General features: G+C 34.7%; 13 protein-coding genes, 1 tRNA gene, 1 rRNA gene and 3 pseudogenes. 13 read left to right on the plus strand and 5 right to left on the minus strand.

Annotation, left to right across the window (positions count from 1 at the left end):
• The 13 genes and pseudogenes from QUS22_RS00005 to QUS22_RS00075 form a co-directional block, all read left to right on the plus strand.
• Nucleotides 1–869 (plus strand): 16S ribosomal RNA (locus QUS22_RS00005); the annotation flags it as partial.
• 100 nt (nucleotides 870–969) lie between these two features.
• A complete protein-coding gene (gene sdhC / locus QUS22_RS00010) occupies nucleotides 970–1,347 on the plus strand; it encodes a succinate dehydrogenase, cytochrome b556 subunit (RefSeq protein WP_289512958.1) in 378 nt (125 codons plus the stop codon).
• Nucleotides 1,344–1,706, plus strand: a complete 363-nt coding sequence (sdhD, locus tag QUS22_RS00015) for a succinate dehydrogenase, hydrophobic membrane anchor protein (RefSeq protein WP_289512959.1) — start codon at nucleotides 1,344–1,346, stop codon at nucleotides 1,704–1,706. Before sdhC ends, sdhD begins: the two co-directional genes overlap by 4 nt.
• A gap of 84 nt (nucleotides 1,707–1,790) precedes the next feature.
• The gene (locus QUS22_RS00020; protein ID WP_289512960.1) at nucleotides 1,791–3,038 is read left to right on the plus strand and encodes a hypothetical protein; all 1,248 of its coding nucleotides are present in this window, start codon (nucleotides 1,791–1,793) and stop codon (nucleotides 3,036–3,038) included.
• A gap of 125 nt (nucleotides 3,039–3,163) precedes the next feature.
• A pseudogene (locus QUS22_RS05640) lies at nucleotides 3,164–4,465 on the plus strand (sugar phosphate nucleotidyltransferase).
• A 568-nt stretch (nucleotides 4,466–5,033) separates the two neighbouring features.
• Nucleotides 5,034–5,359 (plus strand): annotated as a pseudogene (locus tag QUS22_RS00040) (ECH_0659 family protein).
• 172 nt (nucleotides 5,360–5,531) lie between these two features.
• Complete coding sequence (locus QUS22_RS00045; protein WP_289512965.1) at nucleotides 5,532–5,717, plus strand: head-tail connector protein; 186 nt, start codon at nucleotides 5,532–5,534, stop codon at nucleotides 5,715–5,717.
• Between the two features lie 236 nt (nucleotides 5,718–5,953).
• Nucleotides 5,954–6,115: a hypothetical protein gene (locus QUS22_RS00050; protein ID WP_289512966.1), complete on the plus strand. Its 162-nt coding sequence runs from the start codon at nucleotides 5,954–5,956 to the stop codon at nucleotides 6,113–6,115.
• Nucleotides 6,116–6,207: 92 nt separating this feature from the next.
• Nucleotides 6,208–6,617: pseudogene (locus QUS22_RS05450) on the plus strand (DUF3168 domain-containing protein).
• Nucleotides 6,618–6,663: 46 nt separating this feature from the next.
• Nucleotides 6,664–6,855 (plus strand): hypothetical protein, encoded by a 192-nt coding sequence (locus QUS22_RS00060; protein ID WP_410543815.1) that lies wholly within the window; start codon nucleotides 6,664–6,666, stop codon nucleotides 6,853–6,855.
• Between the two features lie 61 nt (nucleotides 6,856–6,916).
• Complete coding sequence (locus tag QUS22_RS00065; RefSeq protein WP_289512969.1) at nucleotides 6,917–7,696, plus strand: hypothetical protein; 780 nt, start codon at nucleotides 6,917–6,919, stop codon at nucleotides 7,694–7,696.
• 331 nt (nucleotides 7,697–8,027) lie between these two features.
• Entirely contained in the window at nucleotides 8,028–8,213 is a 186-nt protein-coding gene (locus QUS22_RS00070) for a hypothetical protein (RefSeq protein WP_289512970.1), read from the plus strand.
• A 738-nt stretch (nucleotides 8,214–8,951) separates the two neighbouring features.
• Entirely contained in the window at nucleotides 8,952–9,284 is a 333-nt protein-coding gene (locus QUS22_RS00075; protein ID WP_289512971.1) for a hypothetical protein, read from the plus strand.
• 259 nt (nucleotides 9,285–9,543) lie between these two features.
• On the opposite strand, the gene QUS22_RS00080 is transcribed toward QUS22_RS00075, so the two are convergent.
• From QUS22_RS00080 to QUS22_RS00100, 5 genes are all read right to left on the minus strand, one after another.
• A complete protein-coding gene (locus QUS22_RS00080) occupies nucleotides 9,544–10,902 on the minus strand; it encodes a DNA recombination protein RmuC (protein WP_289512972.1) in 1,359 nt (452 codons plus the stop codon).
• Nucleotides 10,903–11,010: 108 nt separating this feature from the next.
• Entirely contained in the window at nucleotides 11,011–11,415 is a 405-nt protein-coding gene (locus QUS22_RS00085; protein WP_289512973.1) for a hypothetical protein, read from the minus strand.
• Nucleotides 11,416–11,980: 565 nt separating this feature from the next.
• Nucleotides 11,981–13,810 (minus strand): translational GTPase TypA, encoded by a 1,830-nt coding sequence (typA, locus tag QUS22_RS00090; protein ID WP_289512974.1) that lies wholly within the window; start codon nucleotides 13,808–13,810, stop codon nucleotides 11,981–11,983.
• 243 nt (nucleotides 13,811–14,053) lie between these two features.
• Nucleotides 14,054–14,857: a glutamine amidotransferase-related protein gene (locus QUS22_RS00095; RefSeq protein WP_289513259.1), complete on the minus strand. Its 804-nt coding sequence runs from the start codon at nucleotides 14,855–14,857 to the stop codon at nucleotides 14,054–14,056.
• Nucleotides 14,858–15,133: 276 nt separating this feature from the next.
• Nucleotides 15,134–15,206 (minus strand) — tRNA-Phe (locus QUS22_RS00100).
• Nucleotides 15,207–15,276 lie beyond the last annotated feature (70 nt).

The following is a 15,276-nucleotide window of genomic DNA, read 5'->3' on the forward strand; positions in this document are numbered from 1 at the left end:
AATTCCTAGTGTAGAGGTGAAATTCGTAAATATTAGGAGGAACACCAGTGGCGAAGGCGTCTATCTGGTTCAAATCTGACGCTGAGGCGCGAAGGCGTGGGGAGCAAACAGGATTAGATACCCTGGTAGTCCACGCTGTAAACGATGAATGTTAAATATGGGAAGTTTGCTTTCTGTATTACAGCTAACGCGTTAAACATTCCGCCTGGGGACTACGGTCGCAAGATTAAAACTCAAAGGAATTGACGGGGACCCGCACAAGCGGTGGAGCATGTGGTTTAATTCGATGCAACGCGAAAAACCTTACCACTCCTTGACATGGAAATTATACCTATTCGAAGGGATAGGGTCGGTTCGGCCGGGTTTCACACAGGTGTTGCATGGCTGTCGTCAGCTCGTGTCGTGAGATGTTGGGTTAAGTCCCGCAACGAGCGTAACCCTCATCCTTAGTTACCATCAGGTAATGCTGGGGACTTTAAGGAAACTGCCAGTGATAAGCTGGAGGAAGGTGGGGATGATGTCAAGTCATCATGGCCCTTATGGAGTGGGCTACACACGTGCTACAATGGTGGCTACAATGGGCTGCAAAGTCGCAAGGCCAAGCTAATCCCTTAAAAGCCATCTCAGTTCGGATTGTACTCTGCAACTCGAGTGCATGAAGTTGGAATCGCTAGTAATCGTGGATCAGCATGCCACGGTGAATACGTTCTCGGGTCTTGTACACACTGCCCGTCGCGCCATGGGAGTTGGTTTCACTCGAAGCTAATGACCTAACCGTAAGGAGGGAGTTATTTAAAGTGGGATCAGTGACTGGGGCGAAGTCGTAACAAGGTAGCAGTAGGGGAATCTGCAGCTGGATTACCTCCTTAGGCTTTGTGCATAACTCACTACTTTTAATGGTAGTGTTATTATACACTATGCTGCTGTCTTTACTTCTACTTTATTTTAACTTCCTGATAATTGAATTTTATGAGTTATAGGCCTCTTTCTCCACATTTACAGATATATAAATTACAAGTTACTAGTTTTTTCTCTATTATGCACAGGTTGACTGGTATCTTGTTATTCCTTTTATTAATGGTACTTTCTTGGTATTTCATATTACATATTTATTTCCCTGGACTATTTATAGTAAAGTACTTAAATGTATTGTTATCTACTCCTATTGCTAAGGTAGCTTACATTTTATACCTTGTAAGTTTTCTATATCATTTTCTTAATGGTATTCGTTATTTGTTATGGGATGTTGGGCTTAATTTGGAAATTACTGGTGTTTCGAAAAGTGCTATACTACTGACAGTAATGCTACTTCTTTCTACTATGACTTTTTTATTTATGTTTATATGAATCAATCTGGAAATTCAGTACGTCATTGGTGGGTTCAGCGTGTTTCTGCGGTAATTTTACTATTTTTATTTCCCTGGTTTATCTATTCATTCTCTTATGTATTTTATGCTAATAGCCCTGTGTATTTTAATGAAAAATTACTTCAGGCTATTAATCACCCTCTAAAGCTTTTATTTTTTGTTGTATTGCTATTTTATATTTTTTGGCATGCAGTGCTTGGAATGCAGGTAGTGTGTGAAGATTATATACATAGTGTACCTCTAAGAATTTTTACGATTACATGTATAAAGTATTTATCGAGCATCACTTATATAGCCCTTGCTTTTACAATTTTTGTCTTTTACAGGCATATTTTCTAGTAAAATTGTTAATTGTGTGTTAATATATTATTAGTGTACTAGTTCTATTATTGAGCTATAGCATTATGATTTTGGTTTAGTAACATGTTAGGAGCTTTGAAAAAGTGGGAAACGAACCTTGTGCTAAATGTGAAGGATCTATTTACTCCACCTGACTCTCAAGTTTATGTCAAAGACCTGAGAAAGGTCATGGTATATAAGGATGGGCGAAAATGCCAGTATCCAAAAAATTATGATCAGATTGTAAAGTCTTGTAAAATTATAGAAAGTAAGGATGTACATGGAAATTCTATATTAGATGAAGACAAAAATCCAACCTATAAACTTTTGTATGGCGATAAAAATAAAGATGGATGGCTAAGTTTTAGATTAACTTTGGTTAGTAAAAATGAAAAGGGCGGTAAGTCTTATTTTAATATCAATTATACAGATAATCAAGGTAAGCAAATTCCTATAGGTGAGTTGCATGAGTCGTACTTTGAGCCATTTGGCTTTTCAAGATTGGATCTTAGAAAACGTGTACCAGTTTTTGAAGCTAAAAGAACTAAGGATCCTAAATATCCATTTCAATTAACTAACTCTTCTGTACTAACCAAAAAGGAAAAAAATAAAGAAGGTGAAATTCAGAAAGTTATTGATGAGGAAGGAAGAAATGGAGAATTATTGTACACTAGTGATTATAAGAAACTAAACACTAGTTTTTTTGAAATTAGAGATCAAAGTAATAACCTGGAGCTGGATAAAAGTCTTATATCTGTTCCTGTTGTTTTCATCACAAGCTTGGCTAAAGTTTGTGCTAAGCAGCTTACCTACCTGCCTATGAAATTAGGGGAACATTTAATAAGCAAACAAAATCCAGTTGCAAGATCTTTTGGTTATATTTTATTTATCCCTGCAGTGGCAACGAAGAACTTAGTAAATATGGGGGCTACTATACTTAAGGCTCCAATTTTGTTGTTCGTAGCAGATGAAAAAAAGTATTGCAATGCTTATTGGACCATGTGGAAACATCAATTGGGAAAATACTGGAAAGAAGCAAGGAGTGACTTTAATGTTATTAAGGATGGAAAAAGGGCAGAGCCAGAGAAGAAAGATTATCCTGAATACGAAATTGCAGGTACCTGGAAAGAGCTTGACGCTGAAAGTCTGAGTATTGAAGGAAACTTAGAAAAGGGATTAAGTAAAAGTGGTGGGAGCATAGAAAATGAATCTAGGAAACAAAACAAAAGCAATGAAAAGATAGCTAAGCTTGAGAATCAGAGGGAGAGTACTTTTCATGTTGATAAGGTAACGCAACAGGAAGGACAGAAAGGCGTAACTCTATCACGTTAACCGTACTAATCGGCCATTACTTTAAATTAATATCTACTTTCTATCTTAACCGTTCCACAACAGAAACTTGCATGCATCTTGCCCTTAGTATAAGATATTAATTAAATAATTAATATTTTAACTAAATGCATCCTGTAATATTGTGTGGTAGTAGTGGAAGCAGACTTTTGGCCTTTATCTAAGTCGAAGCAGTTTCAGAAAATATTTAGCTATAATACTATGTTTCAAAACACTTTGTTGAGACTAAAAAGTGATTATATACTACCCATAATTGCCACGAATATACAATATAAGTTATTAGTAGTGGGAAGAGTTGTGTGCGCTGCAAGAATATGAAGTAATCTTCGAACTAGTAAAAATCGGAATAGAAGCGGTGGTATTAATTGCTGCGCTTCTTTGCGATGAAAACGAGACAATGTTAATTCTGCCTTCAGACCATTTTATAGGGGATTTAATTAGCTTTTATGTTTCTGTTAAGAAAGCAAGCTAGCCTCTGAAACTAACTCTATAGTTACTTTTGAAGCTTTACGAATTCAATTGTGAATACAGTTATATAAATGCAGTTTATAGTCAGAGGAGGAAATACTATATGGTGAAGAGCTTTATAGAAAAACCTGAGCGTGAGTTGAGAGACAATCGTTATTGGAACTCTAGCATATTTGTGTTTAAGGCAAAACGCTACATAGATGAGATCAAAAAATCTGCCATGAATCTTTTACAATTTATGTTGTACAAGTGTGTGACATTTTACACCACAAGAGAGATTTCTGTATTTAAAACAACAAGATTTTGTGGGAATTGAAAACATATCTATTGATTGTTTAGTGATGGAAAAAGCAAGAAACGTTGCGATGATCGAGGCTAATTTTGGTTAGGTGGATGTTGGAGCTTGGAGCTCAGTTTTAGAATTAAGTAGGAGATTTAGTAAAGAATCGGAGCCATTCCAACTGATAACAGGAAAGAAAGAGCCAGTTTTGACAGCAGAAAGTGATGCAAGAAATTTACTAAGTAGAGGTTATAAGCATCAAAATATTCTAAATAAGAGCCTAATATCATTTATTGGTAGAGTTAAGGAAGCAAAGCTGATAAGAAAAAAGTCAAGCAATGGGGATTTTATAGTGTAATTTTAATGAGTGAAAATTTTCTTATAAAATATCTTTTTGTAAATCTATTGAGCTGTATTTCCAAGCAATTTCATTACTATAGAGATGAATACCATATAATGCTGTCGGAGCTGGATATGTTAACTTAGGCAATAAAACAAGTGCTATAGCGAAAGATCATGTGGTAGAAATTCCAAGGAAGATTTCCCATAGGAATGAAAATAGAAGCGCAGGTTTTCCACGTGAAATAGTTGAATTTCAAATAGGAGAGCTTTTATCTGATAATGGTAAGTGAGGTTGGATGATGTATATGGAAGATTTTAAAATTCTGATGCACAATTGTGTGAACATAGGCTTATAAGAAATTCAAGTAGCCAGCTAGCATAAAAATACTTGACAAATTCCTCCACCCCCCTTATCACGATATTAAAGGTATTTCTGACTCAAAACTTGTTTTTGACCTGCAGGTTCAATGACAAAATTCAGTAAAAAATTTAGGTGTTTTTTGGTGGATTACATCAAATCATTGGGGCTGCATGTCTTTTAAATTTTTTCTACATTCAGCCAAATTGCGCTTAAGCTAAGTGTTAGCAAATTATTACAGCGCAAATTTAAAGTGTTAGATGGTCAAAACTCGCTACCTGTGGTTTCTTTGCCTTTTTTCTGCAGTTAGTAAATTTCTTAATGTTTAGATTAGTTGCAATTTAAGAGAGGTGTCATTCCAGTGTTCAGACATACAACTGTATGAGCATTGTGATGACATCAATCGTGCCTAGCTTACTTTTCAGCGGGTGTTTGTATAGTTGTGAGTAGTATGATATAGTGTAAATTTTTTACTTCGGTAGTTTTTTCGTTATCATTATAGCCGTAATAGTAGTTAAGTGGGATAGTTATGAAGGCTTTTGCAAAAAACTTTAAGAGTAAGGGAAAAAAGCTGGAGGAATTTAATGAAGAAATTGTAGATATAACTACTGTAGCTCAAGATAAATTTGCGCATGAATTTGAAAATATCGCATATGAAAGTGTGCAGAAATTTCGTAATTTGCTTGCTAAGGAGCCAAACTCTATCTTCAACAATATCATTCTCAAAATGTCAATTTTCTAAAATCCAACCTAGTTGAATATGCTATAAGTTCAAATTTTATTAACAAAAAAGGAAAAACAGCTTTAATTCGTTCTCTCCTTAATGTAGTGGAGCATACAGTAAAGAACTTGTAGTGCAAGAATTTCAAGCACTTAGAACTGCTGCTATACAGATTTCAACTTAACACTGAATGCAAGGTTTATATTATTCCGGTGTGTAACGCTGGAATCTAGTTCCTTATTATACAGCTATCTAGATATGCTTGTTTTCTATTAAGTTCTCTAGATCCTAGTATCAGCTATTTGGATGGCAAAAAATATATTTATACATGGCACAAATAAGGAGGGTTATATGTCTGCTTCACCAAGAATATATGTCCAACGTAAACCTAAACCTAAATTCTTTCCAGTGACTTTAGAAGAGGTTAAATCTTTTTTACGTGTTGAGAACGATCAAGATGATAGGTTGATTTCAAATCTAATTTTTATGTAACGGATTACGCTGAATGGTATATGAAAAAGTCACTGGTAAAGCAAATGTGGCAAGTTTTATGTGAAGGTTGTATACCTCATAGGATCTATTTAAGCTATGGTCTTGTGAGAATAATAATATATGCCACTGCAACGATGTCTAAAGATTAAGAAAAGAGGGCACTTAAGTATCATTTTAGTGATGTAGTAGGTTACATTGAATTTTTCAATTGTTCGAATGCAATAAGAATTGATATTATGTACGAAGCTGGCTATGACAAATGTTTACGAGTAGATAAATTAGGTATTATGCAGCATGTTTCTGCTCTTTATAAATATCGTGAATCAGAAGTTAGTAGCTATTTGTCTGGAGTGAAAGAGATGTACTCCCCATTTCGCGAGCCGCGAGTTGTTTTGTAGCTCCTTGTTGTCATTTAAGTGGCTTGACTACTTGGGTCTAGCCTTATCAGTAAATCTTATCTGTGTTGGCTATATCATAGCTGGAGTTAATTATGGAAAAAATTCAAGCTATAAATGAGTTATACAACAGTATTTACGCGGCGCTGAAAACAGATCCTGGTTTAAAAAAGCACGTTACTAACATTTACGACTACTTACCCAAACAGGTCACTATTCTTTACCTAAGATTGTGCATAGTGAATTACAACGACCTACATATGTTGTCTAATTTTGCTACAAAGCAAGATTTGCATGCGATATATATACTTACCATATAAGTAGTATGCTTATCGCTATAAGGCATATTAACTTGGTGCTTAAAAGCATTAAAGGTTCTTATAGTAAGACCATTTTAGAGAGTAATTGTGCTATAGATCAGTGCGATTAAATTTTACACTCAATAATTAATTTTGATATTTTTATAAAAGGAGGTAACAATGAGCAAATGACAGATAAAAATTAAAGATCATGATAATAATTTCATTGTGTTGAATAATATAAGAAACTTAATGTTCACTTTGCTTAATAATAGGGAAGAGATAAAAGATATTTCTTCTTTTGTCTGGAGAAAAGTGCTCGATAAGGAAAAGATAATGCTCAGGTGCCCAGCTGAACTGTATGAGGGGTATTATAAACTTGCTGCTTTTGATAGCTTTACTGTAATTTTAGCGAGTGCTGAAGTAATAAACACCCTTCATTAATGTTAATTTAATCTTTTCGTATACAATAGTAATCGGTAAAAATTTTAACTAAATTTAAGTTATGGACGATGATTATCTTTTTGAAAGAGGGAATAACAATAGTGGAGAAAATAACGATGACAAAAGAGAGAGGAATTTGAAGGATGAAAATCAGCTGAACCAAGAAGAGCAGCAGAAAGGTAAAGATATAGAACAATCTGTTCAAGACTATTTAAAAGTTTTTGAGGGTATCTTAAATCAAATTGATGAAGGAATTGATAATTTAGATAGTTACGAAAGGACTATGCAAGTAAAACGGAGTATAGATAGGCTCATTGAGACCTTGTATAGTCAGGCAGCATCTGAAGATATTGATGCAGAATTTGAAACCACAAAACATACTCGCGATAAATCAGAGTCCATGAAAAGAGTTATGGAGAAGAGAAGAAAACAAATAATGGAAGAAATGTTAAGCGGCATCTGGCAACAAAAGGAGTTAATGAACGTTAAACACTTAAGTCACGGACACGAAACAGCACATGATGAAGATGTTCTCAGAGCAAAAGCAGGAATGAAGTCTTCAATCAAGGGAGTGTTATTTTCAGTTATTGCTCATAGGATGGACCCAAGAAGAAGAGCAGGAGAAACTGCTGATGGTAACGAAAAGCAAGCTCGTATATATGGCAGGAAAGCAGTTGGTGGGATTCTAAGTGCATTGTTGAAAGCGTTTTTAGTTGCAGTCGTTGCTGCTGTGCGTGAAATTGCTAAGCCACTTCAGCATACTAACAAGCAAGAGACATCTTTTGCAAAGCAAATTGAGGAAAGCAGAAATGCAGATTCACAAAAAGGTCGATCTGTATAGATTTCTTTTCTAATAATCTTTAATATTGACTTCTTTAATATCAATTTTAACAAGCTTTCTGCTATTTTCCTTCTTATTTTAGCTCATTTTTTGAGATTTTTGACCAATTTTAGCACTGAAGAGGAAAAACATTATTGACTTATTTATTTACTATATTAATACCAAGGAATTAGTAAGTAATGGTTATACACTATGGATAGTGAGATAAGTAAGCAACGAGGTATATGTAATACTTTTGATATGCCAGATCATTTAGAAGAATTGCACCTTAAATCTGGTAATCGTGTAAGTTGAATGGAAGTAATGATCAACAAGTTTATGCAAGTGTCCGGTGCAGCATCCACAGCATTATATTAGTTCACCGTACTTTGCCAACAATCAGTTGCCCACGTTTGGTGGTTCGTTAAACGGATGGTATATTAGCCTAAAGGACATGGCTTCGATGCCAGACAAGTTATTAGAAATATGGTGGCACAATATGGAAATTATAATCAATACACTAGAGAAGATCCAATAAACCCTTCTATGTTAGTCAAGAATATAATTTTACCTACAAAAAAGATGAAGGGAATCAGAAAAATTACCTTAATAATTACCCTGAACAACAATCTCCTGATAAAGAGCACACTATCCATAATGATCAGGTACGTTATGATTCAGGATATAACTCCGGCAACGATAATCAGACAAGCTTCTAGTGGATCAAGTTATTGTGCACAGAAGAAGATTCTGACTACAGCTTAAGTACTAATTATCCTTTTCTAAAGGATTCACTTCTGGTGAAGATACCAACAACTAAAGGTGAACATGAACTAATAGGTGCATTTTGTAGGGAGATAAAAGACATAAAAAAAACAAAAGATTTGAAGCATAAGCAGACATTTTAAAAAGAGTTGGGAATATAATAGATAAGTACTTGGAAGCAGGAATAAGACTGAATTCATGTTGTAGGTGTTGTAAAGAAACTTTAACAAGTTTAATATTAGAAACAATATTAGAGGTTATTCATATGTTTAGTGTGAATGAGCTTATTCATTTTTATTTGGAGTACCTGATCCTTATGATCATACCTACGAAGGCGATGATGATAAAGATAAAGCTGAAATTGTCGTAAAAAGTATCACTATAGATTTGTTGCTAAAGGGTGGGATAGAAAAGAAAATTGCTCTACTATGGCACGCTTACAAATAAACATTTTGATTTTAATTGTTTAGATAACATCAATAAGGAATTTAAGAACAGGAAAAAGAAGCTAATGAATATAGCATACGAAAGTATTGTAAATAAAAGCGAACAAACTCAACAGAATAGATTAGAAGTAGAGACAAATAATAGATATCTTTATGTGAAATGCTTGCAAAATAGTATCATTGAGCCTGCAAAAATCTTAAATAATGAAAAAGCTGAAGGTTTAAATTTAAGGGTTGGCATACTTCAAATTGGAGAAAGTATAGTGAGAGTTGAAACCGTACACGGGAAAAGAAATTACACAGATATCTTAAAAGGTAGTATTGAAATATCTTTTACCACCGAGGTAGGAAAGATTAGTATTTATCTAAGTTCCGATAAGGAAGAAATACTAAAATAAAAGTAGAGATTGATGAGAAAAAAGAAGCAAGGCTTAACAAGTTAAAAGGTAAGAGAAAAAGTTTAGAAGAAAACTGTTTCTTGGGAGGAAAAAGCGCTCTAGAAGCGATCAAAAATAGAAGTTTTAGAGAATTGTAGTGTACCTACAGAGCTAACTGAGGACGCTGTTTCATCTACTTTGACAGAAGTTCATTTGTGATGCGTGGCCAAGGCTTAGGGGAGGCTAAGTTAATAGATTTCTTACATTACCCTCTGGTTTTTTAGTCTACTTTCAGTTCCTCAGCGTGTAAACTGCTCGGTAAAGATTCTAGTTCCTTTGCAGCAACCAATTCTTTATTTTTTGCATGTATACCAAGCTTATTGAATTCTCGGGCAGCAGGAAACACTCTTGCTTCAAGTGAACCTGCAGTTTGATTATAATGATCAACAGCACTTTTTAAGCTTCTCCGCAGATTATCAAAATTCTTGCCCATTGTGCAGATTCGCTCATATAAAATATGACCCAGATCACTGATTTTTTTTGCACTTTCAGCTATCATTTCTTGCTTCCATCCATATGCTATTGCCCTAAGCAACGCAATTAGAGTGATCGGTGTTGCAATAATCACTTTTTTTTCTATTCCAATCTCTATTAAAGCAGGCTCATACTCCAATGCTGCACTAAACACTCCTTCTCCTGTGAGAAAAAGCACAACAAGTTCTGGAGTATTTTCAAATTGATTCCAATACTCTTTTTTGCCCAGATCATTTATATGTTTTTTTATTGCCAAGGAATGATCCTTTAATTTCTCCTTTTGCACTTGCAAATCGTTTTGCGATACAGCATCAAGATAAGAACTGAGCGGCACTTTAGCATCTATTATTATTTGTTTTCCAGATGGCATTTTTATTATTAAATCAGGACGTAATAAACTATCCTCATTTTTATCAACCACTGACGGTTGAGTAAAAAAATCACAATATTCAATCATTCCCGCCATTTCAACTACTCTTTTTAACTGCATTTCACCCCATTTCCCCCTAACATGAGGTTTTCTCAAAGCATTAGCAAGGCTAGAAGTTTGGGTCATTAATGCTCCAATTTGCTCTTTTAACCCTTTATAGGCTCCCACTCTCTCTTTCTCTAGCTCACGTATTTCACTATCAAATTTTTCCAATTTTTCTTTTATTGGAGTTACAACTTCGTTGATTATAGCTTGTCTTTTCTCAAAATTACTTTCTGTCTCTTTTAGTTTACTATCAATTACTTCCTTCGCTAGGTTCAGAAAATTATTATTGTTCACCTGCAAAGCATCAAGAGAAAGTGCTTTAAAAATATTTGTGAGTCTTTCCTCTGCTTTTGTTAGTAATTCTATTTCCTTTTTCTTTTCTTCGCGTTCTTTTTGCAGAGTTACTTCAAGCTCTACTTTCTTAACTTTTAAATCTACTATTTCCTCATCCTTTGCTAGTAAGGTCTGTTTTGCCTCTTGAAGCTCACGCTCCAACTTACACAAATTGCCTTCAAGGTTTGCTGATCTTATTTTCTCTTCGCTAAATTTCTTATTCTTTTTTACGAAAATATAGAGAAATAATAGTAAATAAAGAAAATTTAATCCGAGAACTATAGAACTGAAAAGCATCAGAATGCAAAAAAACTGTACTCATAATACTATCTAATTTTTGTGTATATCGAAAAGAAAAAAAGAGCACTTAAAGAGGTGCTTTTTTATACAAAGTTTGCTGATTAATTAATAATAACCATTTCCACCTAAACTTAGGTTATTAATGTGATGCTTTCTTTCTATTACTGGTACATCAGTTGCTGAGCTTGGTACATCACCATTTTCAGCCACTTTAGGGACTGTAATCGGATCTTTAGATATCTGAGTTATAGTGAAGGGACTTTTACCTTTACTTAGACCTAACATATTTTCCATTTTCTTCAGTTCGCTATATGAAGTGTCACGACCATAAGGTGTTATTGAGAGTACATTAAAACTTGAATAAAACGGATTACTACAAGAAGCTCCTAATTCAAGGGTAACTTTGAATACACCTTTGTCACATTCGATATATACTTGATATTTTGATAAATCTTGGTAATTGTTATTACTAAAAACTTTGGGTGTATTATCTCTCGCTATGTGTAGCACCAGGTGCTATTGTTACCTTTTTTAATAACATCAAAAATACCAGGGTTATCTTGTAGTAGGTTACTTATTCTACTGTCAGGAGAGTTACTTAGCGCTTGATTTCCTGGTCGACCGGACCAGCTTGGTTGATTTGTCTCTTATTACTAGACCTCCACCCTGATGAAATTTTTCTTAAAATCCATGAAACTCCTGTGTGATCAGCAGTCCACTTAAAAAAATTTTTTATGTTTTTCCACATATTTTACTTCTAAAGTTGTTAATAAACTTTTTTAAGTATTTTATTAAAAGTTTAGTATGTCAACTATTTTCTGCTTTAAAGGGAAAATGTATGGTATAGAAAAGTAAACTAGTTCTTTTTTTTCTGGATTGTCTAGTCACTGGAATGATATCTTTCTTCTCGGTACAAGTTACTTATATCTCAATGTTCGTACAGTTGTATTTCAGCTACTTTCATGACACCACCTGCTATGCAAATTAGCTGCAAATTGCAACGCTCGCATATTAAAATAGAGAGAGTAATACAAAGGGTCCATTGAGTGCCTCTTCAGGGCAGAGAAACCTCTACTTACTCCTTATTCTTTGCCCTGCCTGCGCGCTTACGTTCATTTGGATCAAGGAACTTCTTGCGCAGACGTATAGATTTTGGAGTCACTTCCACCAATTCATCATCGCCTATATATGCTATCATATCCTCCAGTGTCATTATCTTTGGTGGAGTGAGTTTTATAGCTTCATCACTACCTGCAGCTCTTACATTTGTTAATTGCTTGCCTTTTAATACATTTATCTCCAAATCATTGTCACGACTATGCTGGCCAACAATCATACCACAATATACCTTGTCTTGTGGCTTAATAAACATGATTCCCCTATCTTGTAAATTGAAAATTGCATAGGCCACGGCTTCACCTTTGTCTGTTGAAATTAAAACCCCATTGCGCCTTCCAGAAATTGGACCTTTATGTGGAGCATAACTGTGAAATAAACGGTTGATTATACCAGTACCGCGAGAATCAGTTAAAAATTCTCCTTGATAACCAATTAATCCTCTTGATGGCACTAAAAACGTTAACCTTGTTCTGCCATTACCAGAAGGCTTCATATCGGTTACTTCACCTTTTCGTAAGTTGAGTTTTTCCATAATGATCCCACTATATTCATCATCCACATCAATTACTATTTCTTCTATGGGTTCAAGCTTTTTACCATCTTCTTCTTTAAATAACACTCGAGGACGTGAAATAGAGAGCTCAAAACCTTCTCTTCTCATATTTTCAATTAATACTCCAAGCTGTAGTTCACCACGTCCACCTACTTCAAATGCCTCGCCACTTGGCGCCAAAGTTACAGTAATTGCAACATTTGTTTCTGCTTCTGCATATAAACGATCCTTTATAACAGTTGAGGTAAGTTTTGTTCCCTCTTGCCCAGCAAAAGGCGAGTCATTAACGCTTATAGTAATTGCCATCGTTGGCGGGTCAACTGGAGTTGAGCTGATTGCAGTTGTAGCTTCTGGTGCTGCTATTGTATCTGAAACTGAAGCTTTTTCAAGACCTGCAATAGCAATTATGTCACCTGCTATAGCCTGCTCTACTGGAATACGTTTTAAGCCAGAAAATGAAAGTAACTTAGTTAATCTTCCTCGCTCAACCACTTTACCGTCGAGATCAAGTACCTTGAGATCTGAATTGACTTTTGCGATTCCTTGATAAATTTTTCCTGTTAATATCCTGCCAAGAAATTTATCAGATTCAAGTAGAGTGACCAGCATAGCAAAAGGTGCATTTTGATCATAAATAGAAGGTTTTATATAATCTATAACTGTTGAAAATAATGGACTTAAATCTTTTCTTTCGTCAGAAAGTTCCTTAACACACCAGCCATTTCGACCAGAAGCGTACAATACTGGAAAATCTAGTTGCTCATTAGTTGCATCAAGATTAAAAAACAATTCATATATTTCATTTACCACTTCATCAATTCTGCTGTCTAGTCGATCAACTTTATTGATTATCACAATTGGCTTCAAATTTGCTTTTAGTGCTTTCGACAGTACAAACTTAGTCTGTGGCATGGGTCCTTCTGCAGCGTCAACCAGCAGCAACACGCCATCTGCCATGCATAATACCCTTTCTACTTCCCCGCCAAAATCCGCATGCCCTGGTGTGTCAATAATATTGATTTTTTCATCACTCCACGTTATTGATGTGCATTTTGCAAGTATTGTAATTCCTCGTTCACGCTCCTGATCGCCACTATCCATCACTCGCTCTTGAACCTCTTGATTCTCACGAAACGTGCCACTTTGTTTTAACATGTTATCAAGTAAAGTAGTTTTACCGTGGTCAACGTGTGCAATTATTGCAATATTGCGGATCGATTTAAATTCATTCATTTCCTATCGTTTCAAAATTAATTTAGTAATAAGTATACATTCAATATACTTGGAGTAAATAATTAAAGCTGTGTAAAAAGGAGGTGTGTCATGTAAGTAGCTGGCACTTAGACCTCGCTTTCTAATTTCATAGGATGAATTATTCTAAATTGCGTTTATTTGCAAGTAATAACTTTGCATAATAATCTAGATCCCAGCATTACGTGCTGGGATGACGATAGTATTGACGTTAGAAAGCATCCGTTAAGCACGATAGAGAAAATCATTTATGATTGCTATGGCAACTAGCGTTGAAATCTGACACGCCTTGTGATTTAATAAATAGAGGTTTTTATCTGACTTCACAACCAGTGCTTCTGGATGACTTTGAAAGTAAATATTACCATGCTTATCTTCTATAGCTTCTATTACCCCGTCACTGGAAAATGCTGCAACTTTATATCCAAGTAACTCTAATTTTCTTCTATTTTCTGGTGTATTAATTACTGCCCCTGAATGAGCATTTGGGAAATATGTTGAAAACCAGCCATTTTCGTCAGGTGGTAAAAATTTAGCTGTCACTTCTGCTAAACGACTGTTTGGAACTACCTTTATCTGTTGGAGAGGTACACCCTCTTGCTGTGAATTAGGTGCTGATTTTAAATGAGATCTTTGCTTTTCTTCATCATTCACAAGATTTGCTACACTCACTACTTCAATTCCCTTTGCTTTCATGATACCTTGTAAACCACCACATATGCCAAGTAAATGAATTGCAGGATTATCATCCATTATTTTTACAATTGCTTCAGTAACGAGTTGATGATAAGGAGTAGGTGGAAAAGGTTCCGAATGTAAATTATAATAATTTCCCGGAATAAGTATTCTATTTATTTTGTGCTCTTTAATGAATTGTGCAACTTCAACTTTTATTTTGTCTAATGTCAGCTTTCTTGCCAATATTTTATCTTGTTTTACAAGATTAAGTGACTCTGCCTGAATTTTTTTAAGGCTAATTATCTTATTATAATCAATTAGTACAGTTTTAACTCCCCAATTATTAAACATCTCGTAGATATTCTGAGATAAGCCAACCTCACATGGGTATATCTCTTCTTCTGTTTTCAGTAAACCAACAACTATGTCACCACCTATTGGGTGCAAATTTTCATTAGTGCCTGCATAAGTAATGCTGCTGAATAACAGGATTACACTCAATAAGATATTAAATACTCTATTATAATATTTATGTAATATAATTTACCTCACTAATATTTGTATGAATATCATAACACACAGTAGAGTATTCTGTAATAAAAAGGTAAACTTGGTAAGAAGGCGAAGTGGCCTGAGCAGGAATCGAACCAGCGACACAAGGATTTTCAGTCCTTTGCTCTACCAACTGAGCTATCAGGCCAACAATATGTTTTAATTTTTAGATAAAAAATGTTATTATGTCTATCAAAAGTTTTTAAAGTAATTTATAT

Source organism: Wolbachia pipientis (genome assembly GCF_030373985.1).
Lineage (GTDB): Bacteria > Pseudomonadota > Alphaproteobacteria > Rickettsiales > Anaplasmataceae > Wolbachia > Wolbachia pipientis_D.

What these genes read in the sequence shown, in the direction of transcription:
- sdhC (WP_289512958.1), top strand. Translation starts at nt 970, where the DNA reads ATGAGTTATAGGCCTCTTTCTCCACATTTACAGATATATAAATTACAA.
- sdhD (WP_289512959.1), top strand. Translation starts at nt 1,344, where the DNA reads ATGAATCAATCTGGAAATTCAGTACGTCATTGGTGGGTTCAGCGTGTT.
- QUS22_RS00020 (WP_289512960.1), top strand. Translation starts at nt 1,791, where the DNA reads ATGTTAGGAGCTTTGAAAAAGTGGGAAACGAACCTTGTGCTAAATGTG.
- QUS22_RS00045 (WP_289512965.1), top strand. Translation starts at nt 5,532, where the DNA reads ATGGCAAAAAATATATTTATACATGGCACAAATAAGGAGGGTTATATG.
- QUS22_RS00050 (WP_289512966.1), top strand. Translation starts at nt 5,954, where the DNA reads ATGTACGAAGCTGGCTATGACAAATGTTTACGAGTAGATAAATTAGGT.
- QUS22_RS00060 (WP_410543815.1), top strand. Translation starts at nt 6,664, where the DNA reads ATGTTCACTTTGCTTAATAATAGGGAAGAGATAAAAGATATTTCTTCT.
- QUS22_RS00065 (WP_289512969.1), top strand. Translation starts at nt 6,917, where the DNA reads ATGGACGATGATTATCTTTTTGAAAGAGGGAATAACAATAGTGGAGAA.
- QUS22_RS00075 (WP_289512971.1), top strand. Translation starts at nt 8,952, where the DNA reads ATGAATATAGCATACGAAAGTATTGTAAATAAAAGCGAACAAACTCAA.
- QUS22_RS00080 (WP_289512972.1), bottom strand. Translation starts at nt 10,902, where the DNA reads ATGCTTTTCAGTTCTATAGTTCTCGGATTAAATTTTCTTTATTTACTA.
- typA (WP_289512974.1), bottom strand. Translation starts at nt 13,810, where the DNA reads ATGAATGAATTTAAATCGATCCGCAATATTGCAATAATTGCACACGTT.
- QUS22_RS00095 (WP_289513259.1), bottom strand. Translation starts at nt 14,857, where the DNA reads ATGTTTAATAATTGGGGAGTTAAAACTGTACTAATTGATTATAATAAG.